The 22,375-nt window shown below is 40.4% G+C and carries 17 protein-coding genes, 2 tRNA genes and 1 pseudogene; all 20 read right to left on the bottom strand.

The window, feature by feature from the left end; translation table 11 throughout:
- Position 1 precedes the first annotated feature (1 nt).
- Positions 2-1,111, bottom strand: a complete 1,110-nt coding sequence (locus tag KHS38_RS18795) for a glycosyltransferase family protein (RefSeq protein WP_213490094.1) — start codon at positions 1,109-1,111, stop codon at positions 2-4.
- Positions 1,112-1,154: 43 nt separating this feature from the next.
- A pseudogene (locus KHS38_RS18790) lies at positions 1,155-1,982 on the bottom strand (glycosyltransferase family 32 protein); the annotation flags it as partial.
- Positions 1,983-2,004: 22 nt separating this feature from the next.
- Entirely contained in the window at positions 2,005-2,589 is a 585-nt protein-coding gene (locus tag KHS38_RS18785; RefSeq protein ID WP_213490092.1) for an acyltransferase, read from the bottom strand.
- Between the two features lie 57 nt (positions 2,590-2,646).
- The gene (locus KHS38_RS22550; RefSeq protein ID WP_502887938.1) at positions 2,647-2,883 is read right to left on the bottom strand and encodes a DapH/DapD/GlmU-related protein; all 237 of its coding nucleotides are present in this window, start codon (positions 2,881-2,883) and stop codon (positions 2,647-2,649) included.
- 341 nt (positions 2,884-3,224) lie between these two features.
- A complete protein-coding gene (locus KHS38_RS18775) occupies positions 3,225-4,187 on the bottom strand; it encodes a glycosyltransferase family 2 protein (RefSeq protein WP_213490090.1) in 963 nt (320 codons plus the stop codon).
- A gap of 12 nt (positions 4,188-4,199) precedes the next feature.
- A complete protein-coding gene (locus KHS38_RS18770; RefSeq protein ID WP_213490089.1) occupies positions 4,200-5,510 on the bottom strand; it encodes an MATE family efflux transporter in 1,311 nt (436 codons plus the stop codon).
- Between the two features lie 60 nt (positions 5,511-5,570).
- A complete protein-coding gene (locus KHS38_RS18765) occupies positions 5,571-7,895 on the bottom strand; it encodes a GumC family protein (RefSeq protein WP_213490088.1) in 2,325 nt (774 codons plus the stop codon).
- Positions 7,896-7,911: 16 nt separating this feature from the next.
- Positions 7,912-8,721: a polysaccharide biosynthesis/export family protein gene (locus KHS38_RS18760; RefSeq protein WP_213490087.1), complete on the bottom strand. Its 810-nt coding sequence runs from the start codon at positions 8,719-8,721 to the stop codon at positions 7,912-7,914.
- Positions 8,722-8,934: 213 nt separating this feature from the next.
- Positions 8,935-9,246, bottom strand: a complete 312-nt coding sequence (locus KHS38_RS18755; protein WP_213490086.1) for a DUF3467 domain-containing protein — start codon at positions 9,244-9,246, stop codon at positions 8,935-8,937.
- A gap of 156 nt (positions 9,247-9,402) precedes the next feature.
- A complete protein-coding gene (gene rpoC, locus KHS38_RS18750; protein ID WP_213490085.1) occupies positions 9,403-13,689 on the bottom strand; it encodes a DNA-directed RNA polymerase subunit beta' in 4,287 nt (1,428 codons plus the stop codon).
- Between the two features lie 119 nt (positions 13,690-13,808).
- Entirely contained in the window at positions 13,809-17,612 is a 3,804-nt protein-coding gene (gene rpoB / locus KHS38_RS18745) for a DNA-directed RNA polymerase subunit beta (protein WP_213490084.1), read from the bottom strand.
- Positions 17,613-17,762: 150 nt separating this feature from the next.
- Positions 17,763-18,143: a 50S ribosomal protein L7/L12 gene (gene rplL / locus KHS38_RS18740; RefSeq protein WP_213490083.1), complete on the bottom strand. Its 381-nt coding sequence runs from the start codon at positions 18,141-18,143 to the stop codon at positions 17,763-17,765.
- Between the two features lie 65 nt (positions 18,144-18,208).
- Positions 18,209-18,730, bottom strand: coding sequence for a 50S ribosomal protein L10 (gene rplJ, locus KHS38_RS18735; protein ID WP_213490082.1), 522 nt, complete (start codon positions 18,728-18,730; stop codon positions 18,209-18,211).
- A 2-nt stretch (positions 18,731-18,732) separates the two neighbouring features.
- Positions 18,733-19,431, bottom strand: coding sequence for a 50S ribosomal protein L1 (rplA, locus tag KHS38_RS18730; protein ID WP_158824923.1), 699 nt, complete (start codon positions 19,429-19,431; stop codon positions 18,733-18,735).
- A 25-nt stretch (positions 19,432-19,456) separates the two neighbouring features.
- On the bottom strand, positions 19,457-19,900 hold the full coding sequence (gene rplK, locus KHS38_RS18725) for a 50S ribosomal protein L11 (protein ID WP_158824924.1): 444 nt from the start codon (positions 19,898-19,900) through the stop codon (positions 19,457-19,459).
- 126 nt (positions 19,901-20,026) lie between these two features.
- Complete coding sequence (gene nusG / locus KHS38_RS18720) at positions 20,027-20,569, bottom strand: transcription termination/antitermination protein NusG (RefSeq protein ID WP_213490081.1); 543 nt, start codon at positions 20,567-20,569, stop codon at positions 20,027-20,029.
- Positions 20,570-20,587: 18 nt separating this feature from the next.
- Complete coding sequence (gene secE, locus KHS38_RS18715) at positions 20,588-20,782, bottom strand: preprotein translocase subunit SecE (RefSeq protein ID WP_213490080.1); 195 nt, start codon at positions 20,780-20,782, stop codon at positions 20,588-20,590.
- Positions 20,783-20,805: 23 nt separating this feature from the next.
- Positions 20,806-20,876, bottom strand: a tRNA-Trp gene (locus KHS38_RS18710).
- Positions 20,877-20,978: 102 nt separating this feature from the next.
- Positions 20,979-22,166 (bottom strand): elongation factor Tu, encoded by a 1,188-nt coding sequence (gene tuf, locus KHS38_RS18705; RefSeq protein WP_213490079.1) that lies wholly within the window; start codon positions 22,164-22,166, stop codon positions 20,979-20,981.
- A gap of 55 nt (positions 22,167-22,221) precedes the next feature.
- A tRNA-Thr gene (locus KHS38_RS18700) sits at positions 22,222-22,296 on the bottom strand.
- Between the last annotated feature and the right edge of the window lie 79 nt (positions 22,297-22,375).

Raw genomic sequence — 22,375 nt, 5'->3', positions numbered from 1 at the left:
TTTAAATCAAGCTATTAATAAACATTTTTGAAACGTCATTTAAAGTATAACCCGAATTTAAGTTCATGTCGGCCATTTTACCCAATATTCCCTTTCTGTAATTAATTACACCGGCGGGTAACTCTAAACTTATCTCGATATTTGGCTCCCAAGGCCGTGCAATGTTCAGTACAGGTAACTGATGTTCGAGCATAGCTGCAACAGCACCGCTTTTTCCAATAAGGTGCGAGGGCGTAGTGGCTATACCTATTGACGCTTGTTGCATTTGTTCGGATATGATATGCGCAGGCTGTTCACCCAATATTGTTACCTTTATACCTCGGCCTGACCATGCATTTTTCCAAACATCTTGTTCCGCCCCAGTTCTGCCAATAATACGAAGTTCAACAGAGAAATTATTTTGATTAGCATATTCTAAAGCTTCATCAGCAATATCTTGAATTGCGGAATTGTAGTGTATATTACCGAATATCAAGAAAATAAGATTTTCAGTGCTCTTTGTAACTGATTGTAACTGATTGTCCGAATGTTTTACTACCGGAATATTTGAAAACAAGGGCAATAAGCCAGAAGTATACCCTAATATTTCTAACTGAGTTTTGTATAAATTAATTTGCGTTTGTATTACAGCGGGCTTTAAAATTATAAGGAGCTGCTTAATTAACAGCTTTTGTGCCCAACCCCATAGTTTCATTTTAAAGGGAGCATTCTTCTCCATACCAACCCAAAGCTCGTGAAACATAATATGCCACTTGTAGTTGTTATTTATACTACGTAAACCTTTAGCCAGACTGAAATTTAAACCCCTGTCATGAAAAGCAAAGGGAACAAATTGTAAACTTATACATTCCGGATTAACCGCTTTCAGGAAATCCCGGGCTGTTGACCAACGGTTTGCTGAGGTACATAATGCAGATATGCGCAATGTTTCCACGGCTGTATCATCCGTATATTGTTTTTCTTTGACAACTCCACTCGTGTTCTTATCATACAAGCTTATTAAAGCTACACGATGCCCCTCCTTTATCAGTTCGCCACTAAGCCGGCGTGTGTAATCGCCAACGCCATCCTTTCCAGGTTCAAGTGATCCGCAAATAAAAACAATATTCATAATGAGCTATGCGAAGGTTGCAAACTAACTGTATTAACTGCTTTTAATTAAATACTCGCTTTAATTTCCTAACAGCTTTATTACCAAAATTTATTATCGGATAAAGGTTTGGATAGTTATTCCGCACATAATACTGTAGCTTTTCATACTTTGTCTTTTCTTTCCAACTACCATTACAAAGGTGTATAGCGTAAGTCTCTTGGGTTAAAAAGACAGAATTTCCTACAAAAATCTCAGGTTTCAGTATGATCATGTCATTTTCCAGATGTTGCTCTTGATCATTGTACTTGTATCCATACTTTTCTGCCTTTTTTGATATATACGGACCAATGATGTAATCATTACTTAGAGGTTTACCATCCTTGCCTAAAAAATGCTTATCATCATAAAACTCCAGACACTCTTTTAGATAGGGGTTTCCCTTAGCGCCTCCCATAATAGCCGCTTGAACATTTAGCCCATAAATATATTCTTCCCTATTAAAAGGTAAGCCCTCCTTACTAAGTTTGTTTTTCTCCTCCTTTGTAAAGTTTCCTGGATGAATTTCATGAGATGTAAAAAAATTATACTTCAGGAACTCATCAAAGGGCTTAAATACCCTAACATCAGAATCAAGATAAATTCCCCCTTCGGTATAGAGCGCATACAGCCGAATGTAATCCGCTACAAATGCCCACTTCTTGGCTTCAAATGCTTCTTTTACAAAAGTCACAGTATTGAAGTCAAAGCTGTTTGCATCCCATAATCTTAACTGGTATTCAGGCATTACCTCTTTCCATGTATTAATACATTCTTGAAGAAAAACAGGAACCTCTTCACCACTGAACCAACAATAATGGATCACTTTTGGAATCTTATCTTGCATTGGAAACCGGGATTTATAAAAATTATATTTAAACTACTATATCTGATGTTTTTCTCTCGCCAATCTTTCTAGCCGGCGTTCCCGCCCAAATCTCATATGGAGGAACCGTTTTGTTTACAACTGATCCAGCTCCAATTATACAACCTTTTCCTAACTGAACTCCATGTAATATCTTACACCCTGTTCCTACCCAAACGTCTTCATCCAAAACGATTTTATTAAGTTTTGTTGGTTGCTGCCTGATCATTTGATCTTTAAAAAACACATGTGAGGAATCAACAAACACCGTCGAACTGGCTATTAAGCAGTTATCTCCTATAATAATAGAGGCACAACAATTGAACTCTACATTTCTGCCAATAAAAACGTTGTCTCCTATTGTGATTCTGTTTTCAATGTTAAACGGATTTTGTACCCAAAATATAGTTTGCCCTCTGACCTCACAATTATTACCTATTTCAACACTGGCCGGACAATTTACCTCTATGGTACCAATTTTTGTATTTGCGCCAATGGACATTCCATACAACCGATAATAGGAGTTTCTAAGACCTTCTCTAATAGAGAGTACCTTGAAACGTATAAGATTCAGGATGTTAAGTTTCCGTTCCATCAATATGAATTACATTATCAGCCTTTAACTTCCGATTAAACATTAAGTCAATCAAAGCTACTGAAACAACCTATTATATGCCGCTGTGTATCCGAAAGTTGATACCCGAGCCCGACTCTTAATTACTTTTGCAGGAATACCGGCTACCACATTAAATGCCTCCACATCCTTTGTTACAATTGCACCGGCTGCAATCACCGCCCCTGTACCTACACTTACTCCGGGCATAATCATTGCATTCGTTCCTATCCATACGTAATCTTCAATAGTAACTTGCCTGTTTCGGCCTTCCATGTTATTGTCCATGTCATGATCAGCCGTCAAGATTGTTACACCGTTAGATATAGAAACGTTACTGCCAATAGATATACCTCCACGCGGATCAAGCCTACAACCCCGGTTTATCACTGAACTTTCACCAATCGATAATAATGTACCACAATCAAATGTACAATCCATAAAAATGGTAGTATTCTTACCAATTACAAATTTCATAATCTTGCGGTAGCACCATAATCTAATACGCCGGCTTGGCATACCTGCAACCCACCTGTTTATTAAATATAGTTTTAGTTCAGAAACAAAGCTTTTCATAATCGTATCTATTTCGTAGATAAATCCAAACACTATGCTTTTTAGCTAAAACGTCTTCCGGCATAGCTATATACTTTATATATCCAATACGCAAGATTAGATGATATACTGCTTGAACGATAAATTAGCATCCAAACCGGTTGATCTAAGCTTATATCTTTAAACGCATCCAAATAAGCATGGAGCTCAGCAGCGGCTTTATTCTCCTTTGCTTTTACTGCCTGAAAAACTGAAAGCAAAATTTGTTTCTTGTATTGCTTTAAAAAAGCTTTATCCGAAATCTTTAAAGCTTTGATCTCATTTGTCATCTCATCGACCAGGTCCAACAACTGCGATATATGCTGTTTACTAGACTTGTTGGAAATGCGATGTACGGAGTTATGAACTCTGATTTTGGAAATAGCAAGAGCCTGATAACCAAACTCCATATTCCTGGCAAAGCATTGAAACAATAAAAAGAACTCTTGTCCTGATTTCAGCTTTTCATTCCACTTTAATCCATTTAAGCTACTCCGCTTAATCAAAAAATTGCTTGTGATTGGAAAGTTTTCATAAAACGATGCAGGATCATTAATTCCGCATCCTCTTTTCTTTATTTGTGTACTGTCGTTGAATGTATCTTGGTAATAGTATTCATCCCCGTATACAATATCATAATTATGCTGCTCCAAAAAGCCTATCTGGCTACCAAGTACATTCTCATCAAATAAAGCATCGTCAGAATCCAAAAATTTTATATACGATCCATGAGATAAATCAATTCCCATATTACGGGCGGCGCAAGCACCTTTACTATGGTTACTATATACTCTAATTTTACCGGGGTGTGCCTCACAATAGCTGTTAGCTATTTGTACAGAAGCATCTTTAGATTTATCGTCAACAATGATGCACTCCCAATGAGTATAGGTTTGTGACAAAACTGAGTCGAGCGTCTCCGCCAGATACAATTCAGAGTTGTAACAAGGAACAATTATAGATAAAAGGGTCTTTTCGGGTAGCATGGCAGATAACAACTATTTGTAAACCGGCTTATCAATCTCTGAGCTATTACTAATAGCTATAAAACCATATATTATTGCTCTCACAGCTTGTACTGCAGAAATAAAAATGTTAAAAATCAGTATTCCATGCAAGGTTGATATATCAAATAAAAATATGCCTGCAATTATGGCGAGTATGTTTATCGAAATTGTAATTACAGGATTCAATACCCATCCCCTACCAGAAGTTAGCATAAAGCTTGCACCTGATATCAGGCTAAAAGTTGATCCAACTATGGATAAAACTAATTCATTATTAAGGGTCGCATACTTACTACCCAGCACCCAAAGGATCTGTGAAGAGAATAACCACACAATGGCAATTACTAACACGCCAATTATTGATAAACTTATTAATATCTGTAAATACTTTTTAAGCAAAACCCTTTTATCATTACCCAATCTTGCAAATCTTGGTATGATAATAGTACCGAACACACTTGTAAGTATGCTTAGCAAGATTGTGATACGACCTAATGCACCAATTTGTGCTACAGACGAATTATTTCCAAATATCGATATTAACCATGTTGTAATTTGCCCTGAAAATGAGTAATAAACAGCGCCTGGCAAAACCCGCTTCACAACAGACATTATTTCTGACTGGCTTTCTTTATCAACAGGTTGGTTCCAATCAACATATTTTTCAGATAGCACACGTAGTTTAACGTTTCCCCAAATTCTTGGAATACCAGATAGTATAATAGCTGCAGCCGCCCAAGGCGTCACAAATAGAAAGGCTGAAGCAATTAAACGGAGGGCGGCTACTGCTATCTGGTTTTTTTGTAAACTGGTGATGTCTTGCTTTAGTTTAATACATGTTTCAAGCAATGAGTCAGACAGTGCCGCTATAAATGACGGGATAAGCGAAATAAATATTATTGTAGCTTGTAACCAATCTGAACCTTGGTGCAGAAGCATATAATACATCAATGGAATAGAGAGCAGCAAACTTCCGATGGCAAATTTCTTCCTTAAGTTATAACCAGTTACCATTACGGCACCAAGTTTCTGACGATCATTCCACACTTTTCCGCCTTGAGCCATAACTCCGGAACTAATCCCTCCATCTGTAAGAACTGTCATTGTTCCAAGCATGGTGTTCACGATGGTGTATAGCGCATACTGTTGGGTAGAAAGAAGGCGTATAATAATTACACCACTTATAAGACCAATACCCTGTACAACCAACTGCGCTGAACCCGTGACCGTAAGAAGCTTACTCCATTGGAGAATCTTAGCGTACTTAGGATTGTTGTAAGCCCGGTAAACCATACTTTTCATAAGCAGTATCTATTCTTAAAGCGTGAGCAACAAGCTGTTATGGTTCAAATAGCTTTTATTTTATTTATTTCGGCCAAATATCGTTCGTTTTGAGGGCTTGCCTTCCTCATAATAACCATAATCATATTTGTACCCGTAGCCTAAGCCTGTATAATCTACAGAATTGAATATAATATTCAAGTTCTTGAATGTTCGCCTTTTGTTTATGTCATTCAACAACCTAACGTTATTTTTAGTAGTGTAATTGAACCTTATTAAGAAGAATGTAGCATCCGCATACCTACTCAGAATTTGCGCGTCCGTCACTAAACCTACAGGAGGAGCATCAAGTAAAATATAATCGTATTCTTGTTTAAGCTGGTTAATTAAGGTGGTTAGATTTCCATTAACCAGAAGTTCAGCTGGGTTAGGTGGAATAGTACCACTTTCGATTATATAAAGGTTTTCTTGCAGGGGTACGGGCCTGATAATATTTTCAACAGTTACCCTATCAATCAAGTAGTCTGACAATCCGACCTTTTTTTCAAGGCCAAGAGTTGAAAGTAGTTTTGGACGGCGTAAATCCAGCTCCAATACAATCACCTTTTTACCTGTGCTAGCTAAGCTTGCACTTAAATTCAACGCAATAAAGGATTTGCCTTCGCCGCTTACACTTGATGTAAATAATATTATTTTCCCTTTTTCATCCGGAATAATGAACTGCAAATTAGTACGTAAGGCCCTGATTTGTTCTGCAACCATTGAGCGCGGCTTGGCAACTGTAATCATCGCATCATCCTCTTCCGAATGTGATATTTGCCCTAATACCGGAACCCGTGTTAATGCTTCAATTTCAGCTTTTTTTCTTACTTTATTATTCAACATCTCTTTAAGGAAGATTATTCCAAATGGAACGGCCAACCCTAACAAGAAAAACGTTAAATATAATGTTGACTTTACTGGTCTAATGGGCACGGGAGAACTAATGGCCTCGTTGATAACACGACTGTCAGACACAGTAGATGCCAGTGCCATAGCGGTTTCTTCTCTTTTTTGCAGTAAAAAATTGAACAGGTTATTTTTTATGTCTTGCTGACGCATAACATCAAGCAGGCCACGCTCCTTAACAGGTACCTGTTTAATGCCAGATTCATAGACCTTACTTTGCGTTTCGAGCTGACGTTTGCTAACTAACAAGCCACTACGAACATTGACAATCGTTTGTATCAAATTGCGCTTAAGTGCATCTATCTGATCATTCATTGACGCTACTACAGGGTTAGTTTCAGGAATAGTCTGCAGTAAGCTTTCTCGTTTCAATATCACATCGCCAAGCTGTTGTACTAACGCCATAATAGTTGGATCTTCCATGCCCAACAAAGACGGTAGTCTAACTTGTTTCTTATCTGATGTTTGTATATAAGTTTCAATATTTTTGAGCACACCCAACTGTAGTTGGATTTTGCTCAATTGCGCATCGTTAGTCTGTACGCTTGATAAGAAAGCCTGAGATTGTGCGGATATATCTGTAATATTATTTTGAGCCTTAAATATCTGTACTTTTTTTTCAGATTGATCTAATTCTCCCACTAAATCCTTTAAACGGCCCTCTATAAAGTATAAAGTATTGGAAGTATTTTTATTTTTATCTTCTATACCAGCTTTGTTGTATTCATAAATCAACTGATTTAAGAAGTCTTTCCCACGCTCGGGAATTGCATCTTCTGTTGTTAAGGTTAATACTGAACCTTGCTTACTAACCGGAGCAATGCTAACAGCAGCTCCGTATTGTAGCGCTGTTGCTTTAACTTGATTAAAGATTACAAAGAAAGGCGACGTATTTAATTTCCCAGTAATTGGTTTAATCAAAACTATACCGGCGTCTGTACTTACCTCTTTACCAATAGCTATACGCTTGCCATTAAATAATGCTTCATTACTATTGAGCATTTGGATTGACCATTCAGTTCCGTATGCAGCACCTGACTCCTGTAAAAGCTCAACTAATAATGGAGAATTTTTGTATAAAAAGCGCTTTCTGAACTTGCCTTTGTCATAATATGTGGTTTGTAAGCCTAATGTTTTAACAGCCCTTTCCGCTAAAACATGCGATTTCAAAATTTGAATCTCGTTATCAATGACCAAATTACTCGGATTGATATTAAGCTGTGACAAAATGTCTTTATCGGGTGACTGTGAATTATCTTTTATCAATATATCAGCTTGCACCCGGTATACCGGAACCTGGGATTTTACATAAAAGTATCCAATAGTTAGGAACACAGTTAATGAAAGCAGAAACCACTTCCAATGCCTTAAATACTTTGCAGCAGCATCAGATAAGCTATTCTCGTGATTAGCATTATCTTCTACTTGATATTCTGACACTTCGTTGAAATTGCTCATCAAAGGCTATATATGATTAATTTAATCTTGAAAATAATACAATTAAAACAGACAAAACACTTACCGCTAATGGCAATACTCTATATGTAAGGCTTGTTTGAGTGGCTTTACTCTTTACTGGCTTAACGTAAACCAAATCATTAGAATGTAAATAGTAAAATGGTGACATGTACACATCACGGCTTGTTAAATCCACATGCCCAAATACTTTTTTACCGTTTAAATCTCTAACGATGACAACATCTTCTCTATTTGCATATAAAGTAACGTCACCCGCCATACTTAGAACTTCTGGTAGTGATACACTTTCATTTGGAATAACGTATACAGAAGGCTTGGCTACTTCTCCAATAATGGATATTTTATAATTTAAAACCCTAACATTAACTGTTGGCTCTTTTAAATATTTTGTAAGACTTTTCCTAATCAGATCTCTCGCCTCTAAAGTTGTTAACCCGGCAATTTTAAGTTGCCCAACCAAGGGTATCTCGATACTTCCTGACTGATCCACTAAAAAGCCAGGGGATGTAACTTCTGTAAGTGCAGGAGTGGCTGTAGTTCCGTTAGAAGCCCCGGCATCTGTAGGAGAAGCTCCTGGACTGTAAGGGTTGAAGAATGTACTTGCAGCCGTGCTAAGAGAGTTTACATATACAGAAACAATATCGCCGGCTTGTATTTTTGAGATATAAGCTTGGGCAACAGAAACGGTGTCAGACTGGTTTTGCCCCTTTTGAAAATAAGTCATCTTTTTTTCACTGACGCATGAACAGGCAAAGCATATGAATCCTATTAAAACCAGGTTTAAAAAATTGTGATAGCTTTTCATTAAGTATAGTGTTTGTTCGGATATAGATATCGTACAGCTTATTACTGGCTTAATACTTAAAAGTATCCGTTCTTCTCCAAAGGATATCTGCTTTATTATACATCTTAAAAAAACAAAGCCCGCTCAAATCTAATATTATTATCAATATTATAGTACAAAATATACATTATTTTTAATAACAACATGGCTTTGCTGAAAAATTACAAATTCATTCTAGGCCATTCCCATGGTTCCACCGAAGTTCATCGGAAATTCGGGATTCTCAGGCTGAACATTTATCCGGCCGTTATCTTGCTCAAACTTTTCTACGTTGTCAGCCAATGCAGCAAGTAAACGTTTAGCATGTTCAGGTGTAATAATAATACGAGATTTTACTTTTGCTTTGGGAATACCGGGCATTACTCTAATAAAATCTAACACAAATTCTGAATTTGAATGAGTAATTACAGCTAAGTTAGAATATATACCCTCTGCTATATCTTCAGTTAGCTCAATGTTTAATTGCCCTTCATTCTTTTCTTCCATGGCACTAAAATAGTAAACTTCATCATATTTGTAATGGAAGCTATGTTTAATTTAACAATCCAGAAAAAACTTCATCTGTTATAAACATACTTTTAATATAAAAACAAAAAAAGGCCCCCCTTTTCAGGATGGCCTTTGTATTGATTTCAATTAAGCTTATGCGCCTACGTCTTCAGTTTTAGAAGCCATCAGGCGGTCAAACTCTTCTTTAGAACCTACGCGGATATTGTCGTACTCACGTAAACCGGTACCTGACGGAATCAAGTGACCTACAATTACGTTTTCTTTCAGACCCAGCATATAGTCGCGTTTACCGGCAATTGCAGCTTCGTTCAGTACTTTGGTAGTTTCCTGGAACGATGCAGCCGAAATGAACGACTTGGTACCTAATGATGCACGGGTAATACCTTGCAGTATCGGGCTTGAAGTTGCCGGAATGGCATCTCTCACCTCAACCAGCTTCATATCCTTACGTTTCAGCACAGAGTTCTCATCGCGCAGTTTACGTAATGATACGATCTGACCAGATTTCAGGTTATTGGAATCTCCCGGATCAACAACAACTTTCTTGTCGTAAATCTCGTCGTTCTCCATCATGAAATCCCAGCTGTCAACAGCTTCTCTTTCTAGGAAGCGGGTATCTCCCGGATCCTCGATTGATACTTTCTGCATCATCTGGTGTACAATCACCTCAAAGTGTTTATCGTTGATCTTCACACCTTGCAGACGGTAAACCTCTTGGATACCGTTCACCAGGTACTCTTGTACAGCAGCCGGACCTTTAATGGCCAGGATATCAGCAGGTGAAATCGAACCGTCAGACAATGGCATACCGGCTTTCACAAAGTCATTATCCTGTACCAGGATGTGCTTAGAAAGTGGCACCAGGTATTTTTTAACCTGACCATCTCTCGACTCGATAGTGATTTCGCGGTTACCACGTTTTACACCACCTAAGGTTACCACACCATCAATCTCGGTTACTACAGCCGGGTTAGATGGGTTACGAGCCTCGAACAACTCAGTTACACGAGGCAGACCACCGGTGATATCCCGGGTTTTACCAGTTGAACGTGGAATTTTAGCAATTACCTGACCGGTTTGAATCTTATCGCCTTCTTCAATAGCAATGTGAGCACCTACCGGAATGTTGTATCCTTTGATAACACCTTCACGATCGGCAATTTGAATTACCGGGTTCTTGGTTTTATCGCGGGTATCGATAATTACTTTCTCACGGTGACCGGTTTGCTCGTCAGACTCCTCACGGAAAGTAATACCTTCCAATACAGCGTCAAACTGCGCAACACCTGCAAACTCAGAGATAATTACCGCGTTGTACGGATCCCATGAACAGATGCGCTCGCCTTTGGTAATTGTGCTGCCATCTTTGATGTACAGGTAAGAACCATAAGGAATGTTATTGGTCATGATCACCTTGTTGCTACCCGGCTCAATGATGCGGAACTCGCCTGAACGGCCTAATACCACTTCAACAGTGCCGTCTTCATCGGTTTCAAAAGGTACGGTACGTACGTTCTCGAACTCGATAATACCCTCATAACGGGCATTGATTTGTGACTCTGCCGCAATGTTAGATGCAGTACCACCCACGTGGAAGGTACGCAGGGTTAACTGTGTACCCGGCTCACCGATTGATTGTGCAGCAATTACACCAACAGCCTCGCCTTTTTGTACACGTTTTCCACTGGCAAGATTACGACCGTAGCACAAAGCACATACACCGCGTTTGCTTTCGCAGGTTAATACCGAACGAATTTCGATACCTTCCAGCGGTGAATTTTCTATCTTCTTAGCAATCTCTTCTTCAATGTCATGACCGGCAGCTACCAACAGTTCATTGGTGATAGGGTCAAATACATCATGTAATGAAGTACGGCCTAAAATACGATCATATAATGGTTCAACGATATCCTCGTTATCTTTCAACGCCGTGGTAAAGATACCTCTTAAAGTACCGCAATCTGTTTCACCCACAATCATATCCTGGGCTACGTCATGCAAACGACGGGTTAAGTAACCAGCATCCGCTGTTTTCAACGCCGTATCCGCCAAACCTTTACGGGCACCGTGGGTAGAGATAAAGTACTCCAATACTGACAAACCTTCTTTAAAGTTCGACAGAATCGGATTTTCGATAATCTCACCACCTGAACCTGATTTTTGCGGTTTCGCCATCAGACCCCGCATACCTGCTAACTGACGGATCTGCTCTTTCGAACCACGGGCACCTGAATCCAGCATCATATATACTGAGTTGAAGCCCTGATTGTCGGTTGACAGGATTTCCATTACGTTTGCAGTCAAACGGTTGTTGATACGGGTCCAGATATCGATAATCTGGTTGTAACGCTCGTTGTTGGTAATGAAACCCATGTTATAGTTATTCATTACCTCTTCCACTTCGCGTGAAGCCTGCTCGATCAAATCAACTTTTTGTGCAGGAATGTTTACGTCCTGCAGGTTGAACGACAGACCGCCACGGAACGCCATTTGGAAACCTAACTCCTTAATATCGTCCAGGAACTGAGCAGCGCGGGCCATACCGGTGTTTTTCACAACTTCACCGATGATGTCACGCAATGATTTTTTGGTCAGCAACTCATTGATATAACCAACTTCTTCAGGAACGTGCTGGTTAAACAGTACGCGACCTACCGTAGTTTCGATCAATTTATTAACGATGCTGCCATCGCGTTCTTTCACGTTTGCTTTTACTTTGATAAAGGCGTGCAAATCAACTTTTTTCTCGTTGTATGCAATAATCACCTCTTCAGCAGAATAGAAGCTTAAACCTTCACCTTTAACCACACGTGTTTCGTCGGTTTTACGGCCTTTGGTTATATAGTACAGACCCAACACCATGTCCTGAGATGGTACAGTGATAGGCGTACCGTTAGCAGGGTTCAAAATGTTGTGCGAAGCTAACATCAAAATTTGGGCTTCCAGAATTGCAGCGTTACCAAGCGGTACGTGCACAGCCATCTGGTCACCGTCAAAGTCGGCGTTGAACGCGGTACAGGTTAACGGGTGCAGCTGAATCGCTTTACCTTCAACCAGCTTTGGCTGGAAAGCCTGGATACCCAAACGGTGCAGCGTAGGTGCACGGTTCAGTAACACAGGGTGACCTTTCAGTACGTTTTCCAGAATATCCCAAACTAACGGGTCTTTACGGTCAACAATCTTTTTAGCTGATTTTACCGTTTTAACCACACCACGCTCAATCATTTTGCGAATGATAAATGGTTTAAACAGCTCGGCAGCCATATCTTTTGGTAAACCACACTCGTGTAATTTCAGGTTAGGGCCTACCACAATTACCGAACGGGCAGAGTAATCCACACGTTTACCTAATAAGTTTTGACGGAAACGACCTTGTTTACCTTTCAGGATATCAGAAAGTGATTTCAGGGCACGGTTACCTTCAGTTTTTACCGCGTTAACTTTACGTGAGTTATCAAATAACGAATCCACAGCTTCCTGCAGCATACGTTTTTCGTTACGTAAAATCACCTCTGGTGCTTTAATCTCGATCAAACGTTTTAAACGGTTGTTACGGATGATAACACGACGGTAAAGGTCGTTCAAATCGGAAGTAGCAAAACGGCCACCTTCCAATGGCACTAACGGACGCAGCTCTGGCGGTATAACCGGAACAATTTTCACGATCATCCACTCAGGGTTGTTGTCAATACGTGATTTAGCATCACGGAAAGCTTCTACAACCTGTAAGCGTTTTAACGCTTCGTTTTTACGTTGCTGAGAAGTTTCATTAGCAGCCTGGTGACGCAGATCGTATGATAACTGATCCAGGTCAATGCGCTTCAACAATTCCTCTAAAGCTTCAGCACCCATTTTAGCAACAAATTTCTGAGGATCTTTGTCGTCAAGGTACTGGTTTTCTTTAGGTAAAGTATCTAATACATCCAGGTACTCTTCTTCGGTCAGGAAATCCATTTTAGAAATTCCATCACCTTCTTTGATACCTGGCTGAATTACTACATAACGCTCGTAGTAAATGATTAAGTCAAGCTTTTTGGTTGGTAAGCCCAGCAGGTAACCGATTTTGTTTGGCAACGAGCGGAAATACCAGATGTGTGCAACAGGAACCACCAGGTTGATGTGTCCCATACGCTCACGACGAACTTTCTTTTCAGTTACTTCCACACCGCAACGATCACAAACGATGCCTTTATAACGGATACGTTTGTATTTACCGCAATGACACTCGTAATCTTTTACCGGACCGAAAATTCGCTCACAGAATAAACCATCACGTTCGGGTTTGTAAGTCCGGTAGTTGATGGTTTCTGGTTTTAAAACCTCGCCACTTGAACGCTCAAGAATAGACTCAGGAGAGGCTAAACTTACCGTAATGGTGGTGAAGTTACTTTTGATTTTGTTATCTTTTTTGTAAGACATATATCTTTTTGTAATGATTTAGTGAACAAGTGATGGGCTTTTACCAATCACTTACCTTGCACATAGAAGTTAACAAAGGATTGGATGCTTTTGCATCCAATCCCTCACTAATCAATTTTTTATTCTAACGTGATATCCAGACCCAGGCCTCTTAACTCGTGAACCAATACGTTGAATGATTCAGGTACAGATGGTGTTGGCAGGTTTTCACCTTTAACGATAGATTCGTATGTTTTCGCACGACCAATTACGTCATCCGATTTCACAGTCAGGATCTCTTGCAAGATGTTGGCTGCACCGAATGCTTCCAGTGCCCATACCTCCATCTCACCAAAACGCTGACCACCAAATTGGGCTTTACCACCCAATGGCTGTTGTGTAATCAATGAGTACGGACCGATTGAACGGGCGTGCATTTTATCATCAACCATGTGACCCAGTTTCAGCATATAAATAATACCTACAGTGGTTGGCTGGTCAAAGCGCTCGCCGGTTAAGCCGTTATATAAGTAAGTACGGCCGGTAGCTGGTAAGCCTGCCTTAGCAATCCATTCTTCAACTTCTGCATAAGTGGCACCGTCAAAAATTGGCGTAGCAAATTTCATACCCAGCTCTTTACCTGCCCAACCTAACACGGTTTCATAAATCTGACCCAAGTTCATACGCGAAGGTACACCCAGCGGGTTCAGCACTATATCAACCGGTGTTCCGTCTTCCAGGAACGGCATATCCTCATCACGAACGATACGGGCTACGATACCTTTATTACCGTGACGGCCGGCCATTTTATCACCCACTTTAAGCTTACGCTTTTTAGCGATGTAAACTTTAGCCATTTGCACAATACCTGAAGGTAACTCGTCACCTACGCTGATCGCAAATTTGTCGCGACGGTAAGCACCAAGCTCTTCGTTAACTTTGATACCGTAGTTGTGCAACAACAATTTGATCTGATCATTTTTATCATCATCTGTTGTCCACTTGGTTGGATTGATATTTTCGTAGTTGATCTCGGCCAGTATTTTCTGGGTGAATTTAACACCTTTTGGTACTAGCAGCTCTTTGTAAACGTTGAAAATACCTTGTGAGGTTTTACCATTTACAATCTCGAACAACTTTTCAATCAACGTATTTTTAAGGTCTTTAATCGCCTTTTCGTGTTTAACATCCAGTTTCTCTAACTGTGCTTTTTCTTCAGCTTTTGAAGTTTTTTTAGCACGAGAGAACAATTTGGTGTCAATAACCACACCGCTGATAGACGGCGGAGTTTTTAAAGAGGCATCTTTTACGTCACCGGCTTTATCACCGAAGATTGCACGTAAAAGTTTCTCTTCCGGAGAAGGATCAGATTCACCTTTAGGAGTGATTTTACCAATCAGGATATCGCCTTCTTTAACCTCAGCACCAATACGGATGATACCGTTTTCGTCCAGGTCTTTGGTGGCTTCTTCCGATACGTTTGGAATGTCCGGTGTCAGTTCCTCTTCACCGCGTTTGGTGTCACGAACTTCTAATTCGAACTCTTCAACGTGTAAAGAAGTAAAGATATCCTGAGATACCACACGCTCTGAAATTACAATCGCATCCTCAAAGTTATAACCTTGCCAAGGCATGAACGCCACTTTCATGTTGCGGCCTAAAGCCAGCTCACCATTTTGTGTAGCGTAGCCCTCACAAAGCACCTGACCTTTTTCTACCCGCTGACCTTTGGTCACGATAGGTTTCAGGTTCATGGTAGTGCTTTGGTTGGTTTTCTTGAACTTGGTTAAACGGTATCTTCTAACATCATCATCAAAAGAAACTAAACGGTCATCTTCTGTACGATCATATCTGATACGGATTTCTGTAGCATCAACATACTCTACTATACCATCGCCTTCAGCGTTGATTAGTGTACGAGAGTCTTTTGCTACACGGCCTTCCAGACCAGTACCTACAATCGGCGCTTCAGGGCGCAGCAGTGGCACGGCCTGGCGTTGCATGTTCGAACCCATCAACGCACGGTTAGCATCATCATGTTCTAAGAACGGAATCAATGAAGCCGCAATTGAGGTGATCTGGTTAGGTGCAACGTCCATATAATCCAAACGCTCTGGTTCGATAACCGGGAAGTCGCCCTCGAAACGTGCTTTCACACGCGGCGTAGCAAAGTTACCCTGATCATCGTACTGTGCGTTAGCCTGACCAATGGTTTTACCGTCTTCATCTTCCGCAGAAAGGTAAATAACCGGCTCGTCAACCGCAACCTTACCATTATCCACACGTTTGTATGGCGTTTCGATAAAGCCCAGATTGTTGATTTTAGCATGTACACACAATGAAGAAATCAAACCGATGTTTGGACCCTCTGGTGTTTCAATGGTACACAAACGGCCATAGTGGGTATAGTGTACGTCACGAACCTCAAAACCGGCACGCTCACGTGACAGACCACCGGGACCAAGCGCCGACAAGCGGCGTTTGTGTGTAATCTCGGCCAATGGGTTAGTTTGGTCCATAAACTGAGATAACTGGTTGGTACCGAAGAACGAGTTGATTACCGAAGACAATGTACGTGCATTGATCAGATCAGTTGGCGTGAACACCTCGTTGTCACGAATGTTCATACGCTCACGGATGGTACGTGCCATACGGGCTAAACCAACACCGAATTGTGCATACAGCTGCTCACCAACGGTACGTACACGACGGTTTGACAAGTGGTCAATATCATCCACCTCAGCTTTTGAGTTGATCAGTTTAATCAGGTATTTAACGATGGCAATAATATCTTGCTTGGTTAATACTTTGATTTCGTCTGACGTATCCAGCTTCAATTTACGGTTGATCCGGTAACGACCTACATCACCCAAGTCATATCTTTTATCAGAGAAGAACAAACGATCGATGATACCACGAGCAGTTTCCTCATCTGGTGGTTCAGCGTTACGTAATTGACGATAGATATGCTCTACCGCTTCTTTCTCTGAGTTGGAAGTATCTTTTTGTAAAGTATTGTATATAATGGTATAATCACCGCTGGTTGCCGCATCTTCCTTGTTCAGGATGATAGATTTTACACCGGCATCGATGATCATGTCAATATTATCGTCATCCAACACGGTTTCACGCTCAAGGATGATTTCATTACGGTCGATAGATACCACTTCACCGGTATCTTCGTCCACAAAGTCTTCCACCCATTTTTTAAGCACCCTTGCAGCAAGCTTACGGCCTACAAATTTCTTCAGGCCTGATTTGCTTACCTTCACCTCATCAGCTAACTCAAACAATTCCAGAATGTCTTTATCTGAATCATAACCGATGGCACGTAGCAAGGTAGTAACCGGGAATTTCTTTTTACGGTCAATGTAGGCATACATAACGTTGTTAACGTCAGTAGCAAACTCAATCCATGAACCTTTGAAAGGAATAACACGGGCAGAGTACAATTTAGTACCGTTGGTGTGACGGCTTTGGCCGAAGAACACACCTGGTGAACGGTGTAACTGCGATACAATTACACGCTCAGCACCATTGATCACGAAAGTACCTTTCGGGGTCATGTATGGGATGGTACCCAGGTACACGTCCTGCACAATGGTTTCAAAATCTTCGTGTTCCTCGTCGTTACAAGATAAACGAAGTTTGGCCTTTAAAGGCACACTGTAAGTTAAGCCGCGCTCAATACACTCTTGTATGTCATAGCGTGGCGGATCAATAAAATAATCCAAAAACTCTAAAACGAAGATGTTTCTGGAATCGGAAATAGGAAAGTTTTCGGCAAACACTTTAAACAGACCTTCTTTGTGACGGTTGTCTGAAGTGGTTTCAAGCTGGAAAAATTCCTGGAAAGATTGCAACTGAACTTCCAGAAAGTCAGGATAGTCAATGACGTGCCTGCTGGTAGCAAAGTTAACTCTTTGGTTATTTTTGTTTGCCAAGGGATTATATATTTAATATGAATTAAACTCTTAGTAGTTTATTTAAAGTTGTTCCTGAACTTCAAACAAAAATGAAAACGTTATAAACAGCAATAGACCCCGACCAAATACAGGTCGGAGTCTTATGCGATTGGGCTCTATTGAGAGAAATTATTTAATTTCAACAACAGCTCCAGCTTCTTCTAAAGCTTTTTTCAAAGATTCAGCTTCGTCTTTAGCAACACCAGTTTTTAATTCTTTAGGTGCACCGTCAACTAAATCTTTAGCTTCTTTCAGGCCCAGGCCAGTTAAATCTTTTACTAATTTAACAACAGCTAATTTCTGACCACCAGCTTCTTTCAAGATTACGTCGAAAGCAGTTTTTTCTTCAACAGCTGGAGCAGCATCGCCACCAGCAGCAGGAGCAGCAACAGCAACAGCTGCAGCAGCAGGCTCAATACCGTACTCGTCTTTTAAGATTTGTGCTAACTCGTTAACTTCTTTTACTGTCAAGTTTACTAACTGTTCAGCAAACGCTTTTAAATCTGCCATTTTATTTTGATTTTTTGCTTTTAATACTTTGTTGTTTTATTCCGAACTTTTGTAAAGGCGTTCGATTAACCTTCTCTTTCTTGTAATGTTTTTACCAAGCCTGCGATAGTAGTTCCGCCTGATTGAAGGGCAGAAAGTACATTTTTAGCAGGTGATTGCAGTAAGCCGATGATTTCGCCAACCAATTCCTCTTTCGATTTCAGCGTCATTAACGCATCCAGCTGGTTATCGCCTACAAAGGCAGCTGAATATACGTATGCAGCCTTAAGTACTGGCTTGTCACCTTTTTTTCTTAATTCTTTGATCAGTTGAGCAGGTGCTTTTGCTGATTTAGAGAATAAGATAGTTGAGGTACCTTTCAATGCATCGAATATAGGGCTGAAATCACCTTCAGCAGCTTCTAAAGCTTTTTTAATCAAGCTGTTTTTAGCTACCTGCATGATGATATCGCTATCGAAACATTTACGGCGGATATCGTTTACTTTAGCAACGGTTAAGTCTGCAGTATCAGTAATATAGAAATTACCATACTCTTTGATTTGCTCGGTAAGAGCTTCAACCAGTTCGTATTTTTCTTCTTTATTCATGATTAGATCCCCGCTACTGTTTTGGTTTCAACCTCAATGCCACGAGACATGGTTGAAGAAAGGTGAATACTCTTAAAATAGGTTCCTTTAGCTGCTGAAGGTTTTAACTTAGAGATAGTTTGCAATACTTCTAAAGCATTCTCATAAAGTTTTTCAGGAGCGAAAGATACCTTACCTATTGAGGCGTGGATGATACCGGTTTTGTCAACTTTAAAATCGATCTTACCTGCTTTAACCTCAGTAACTGCTTTACCAACTTCTGGAGTTACAGTTCCTGATTTAGGGTTAGGCATCAGGTTACGCGGACCTAAAATACGGCCCAAACGACCAACCTTTGCCATAACGCTTGGCATAGTGATGATAATGTCAACATCAGTCCATCCGCCTTCTATTTTAGCAATATAATCATCCAAACCTACGTAATCTGCACCGGCGTCTTTTGCTTCTTGTTCCTTGTCAGGAGTACAAAGCACCAAAACACGTACAGTTTTACCGGTTCCATGAGGTAAAGTTGCGATACCACGAACCATTTGATTGGCTTTACGCGGATCCACACCTAAGCGAACATCGATATCAACAGATGCATCGAATTTGGTTGTAGTGATTTCTTTCACTAAACCTGCTGCATCCTGTAAAGAGTAAGCTTTGTTAGCCTCAATTTTGGATAGTACTGCTTTTTGATTTTTTGTTAATCTAGCCACTGTCTTAAACTGATTTGTGTGTTAATTATTGATTCCAGGGAGCGGTACCAGAAACGGTAATTCCCATGCTACGGGCAGTACCAGCCACCATTTTCATGGCTGATTCCACTGTGAATGCATTTAAGTCAGGCATTTTATCTTTAGCAATGGTCTCAACCTGTTCCCAATTAACATTGGCAACCTTTTTACGGTTAGGCTCTGCTGAACCACCTTTTAAACCTGAAGCTTCCAACAACTGGATAGCAACCGGTGGGGTTTTAATGATAAAATCAAATGACTTGTCTGTATACACAGTAATAACTACCGGCAACACTTTACCAGGTTTATCCTGGGTACGTGCATTGAATTGCTTGCAAAACTCCATGATGTTCACCCCTTTTGCACCCAAAGCTGGACCAATTGGAGGTGATGGATTTGCAGCGCCGCCTTTAACCTGTAGTTTTACTAACGCACCGACTTCTTTTGCCATCTTTAAATTAATTTAATGTGTAAATGTTAGTAAGTTGGAAGCAATGTAACATTTAAAGCACTGAATATAAAAAATTCAGCCCGCAAAGATAAGAACTTTACGGGCTGAATACAAGAATTATTTTTATTATTCTTTTTCTACCTGCATGTAGTTTAATTCCAACGGCGTGCGTCGTCCGAAGATCTTCACCATTACCTTTAGCTTCTTCTTCTCTTCGTTCACTTCTTCAATTACACCGCTGAAGCCATTGAAAGGACCATCCATTACTTTGACGTTTTCGCCAACGTAATAAGGCACGTTCATGGTTTCACCTTGCTCGGCCATTTCGTCAACCTTACCTAAAATACGGTTAACCTCTGCCTGACGTAATGGGATAGCATTACCTGCTTTATCACCCAGAAAACCAATAACGCTATTGATGTTTTTGATGATGTGCTCCAACTCACCGTCTAAAGCAGCTTCCATCATTACATATCCAGGGAAGTAGTTACGCTCTTTGGCAATTTTCTTGCCATCGCGCATTTGATAGTATTTTTCGGTGGGAATTATTACCTGAGGTATTAAATGAGAAATACCCAGACGGTTTATTTCGGCGTCCAGATATTGTTTCACTTTTTTTTCTTTGCCGCTAACGGCGCGTATAACGTACCATTTTAACTGATCACTCATCTTTAACTATTAATAGGATTAAGCAAGTGAACTGTAAAACCACTTAAGCACATAACCGATTATCCAGTCCATACCAAATATCATCAAAGCGATAATAAGTGCTGCTACTAAAACGAGCACTGCGCTGCTTTGCAGCTCGCGCCATGTTGGCCAGGTAACCTTTTCGGTTAACTCGATGTATGACTCTTTGATATATTCAGCTACTGAAGACATTGGCTTGCTTGACTAAAAAGAAGCACGGGAACAAGGATTCGAACCCTGATCAAAGGTTTTGGAGACCTCTATTCTACCGTTGAACTATTCCCGTGTATGTTTAAGATTTTAAAACAAAGTACTTAGCTTTTACACCAAGTACTTTGTTTTTAAATTAACCTTACCTAATTGTTCTCGCTATGGAGTTAGGAGGCTATTATTTTAAGATTTCAGTTACCTGACCAGCACCTACTGTACGGCCACCTTCGCGGATAGCGAAACGTAAACCTTTTTCCATTGCGATAGCGTTGATTAACGATACAGTGATAGTAACGTTGTCACCAGGCATAACCATTTCTACGCCTTCAGCTAATGCAATCTCACCAGTTACGTCAGTGGTACGGAAGTAGAATTGCGGACGGTATTTGTTGAAGAATGGAGTGTGACGACCACCTTCAGCTTTTGATAATACGTAAACTTCTGCTTTGAAATCGGTGTGAGGAGTTACTGAACCTGGTTTACAGATAACCATACCACGACGGATATCAGTTTTCTCAATACCACGTAACAATAAACCTACGTTGTCACCAGCTTCACCACGGTCAAGGATTTTGCGGAACATCTCAACACCAGTTACGGTTGATTTTAAGTTCTCAGCACCCATACCCAGGATATCTACAGGATCACCAGAGTTGATAACACCACGCTCAATACGACCGGTAGCAACTGTACCACGACCAGTGATTGAGAATACGTCCTCAACTGGCATCAGGAATGGAAGATCAGTCAGACGTGGAGGAATTGGGATGTAAGCATCAACTGCATTCATCAATTCCATGATTTTTTCAACCCATTTAGGCTCGCCGTTAAGACCACCTAAAGCTGAACCTTGGATTACTGGAATATCATCACCAGGGAAATCGTAGAATGATAATAACTCACGGATTTCCATTTCAACTAATTCTAATAACTCAGGATCATCAACCATGTCAACTTTGTTCATGAAAACAGTCAAAGCAGGTACACCTACCTGACGAGCTAACAGGATGTGCTCACGAGTTTGAGGCATAGGACCGTCAGTTGCAGCAACAACCAAGATTGCACCATCCATCTGAGCAGCACCAGTAACCATGTTTTTCACATAGTCAGCGTGACCTGGACAGTCAACGTGTGCATAGTGGCGGTTTGAAGTTGAATACTCAACGTGTGCAGTATTGATTGTAATACCACGTTCTTTTTCTTCAGGAGCAGAGTCGATTGAATCGAAAGAACGAGCCTCAGATAAACCTGCATCAGCTAATACTTTGGTAATAGCTGCGGTAAGGGTTGTTTTACCGTGGTCAACGTGACCGATAGTACCGATGTTTAAGTGCGGCTTACTGCGGTCAAACTTTTCTTTTGCCATGATTTATAAAATATTTGTAGGTTAATTTATTCTTTAACTGCCGTAATTTAATACGTGGAGCCAACGAAGGGATTTGAACCCTTGGCCTCTTCCTTACCAAGGAAGTGCTCTACCCCTGAGCTACGTCGGCTAATATCTCTTTCTAAACAAAACCCATTCGTTAATTAATATTAGCAATTCACTAACACAAAATTAACTCCTGAGCACTA

The organism is Mucilaginibacter sp. Bleaf8 (assembly GCF_018390515.1).
Lineage (GTDB): Bacteria > Bacteroidota > Bacteroidia > Sphingobacteriales > Sphingobacteriaceae > Mucilaginibacter.
This window is presented reverse-complemented; position numbering and strand designations above follow the sequence as displayed.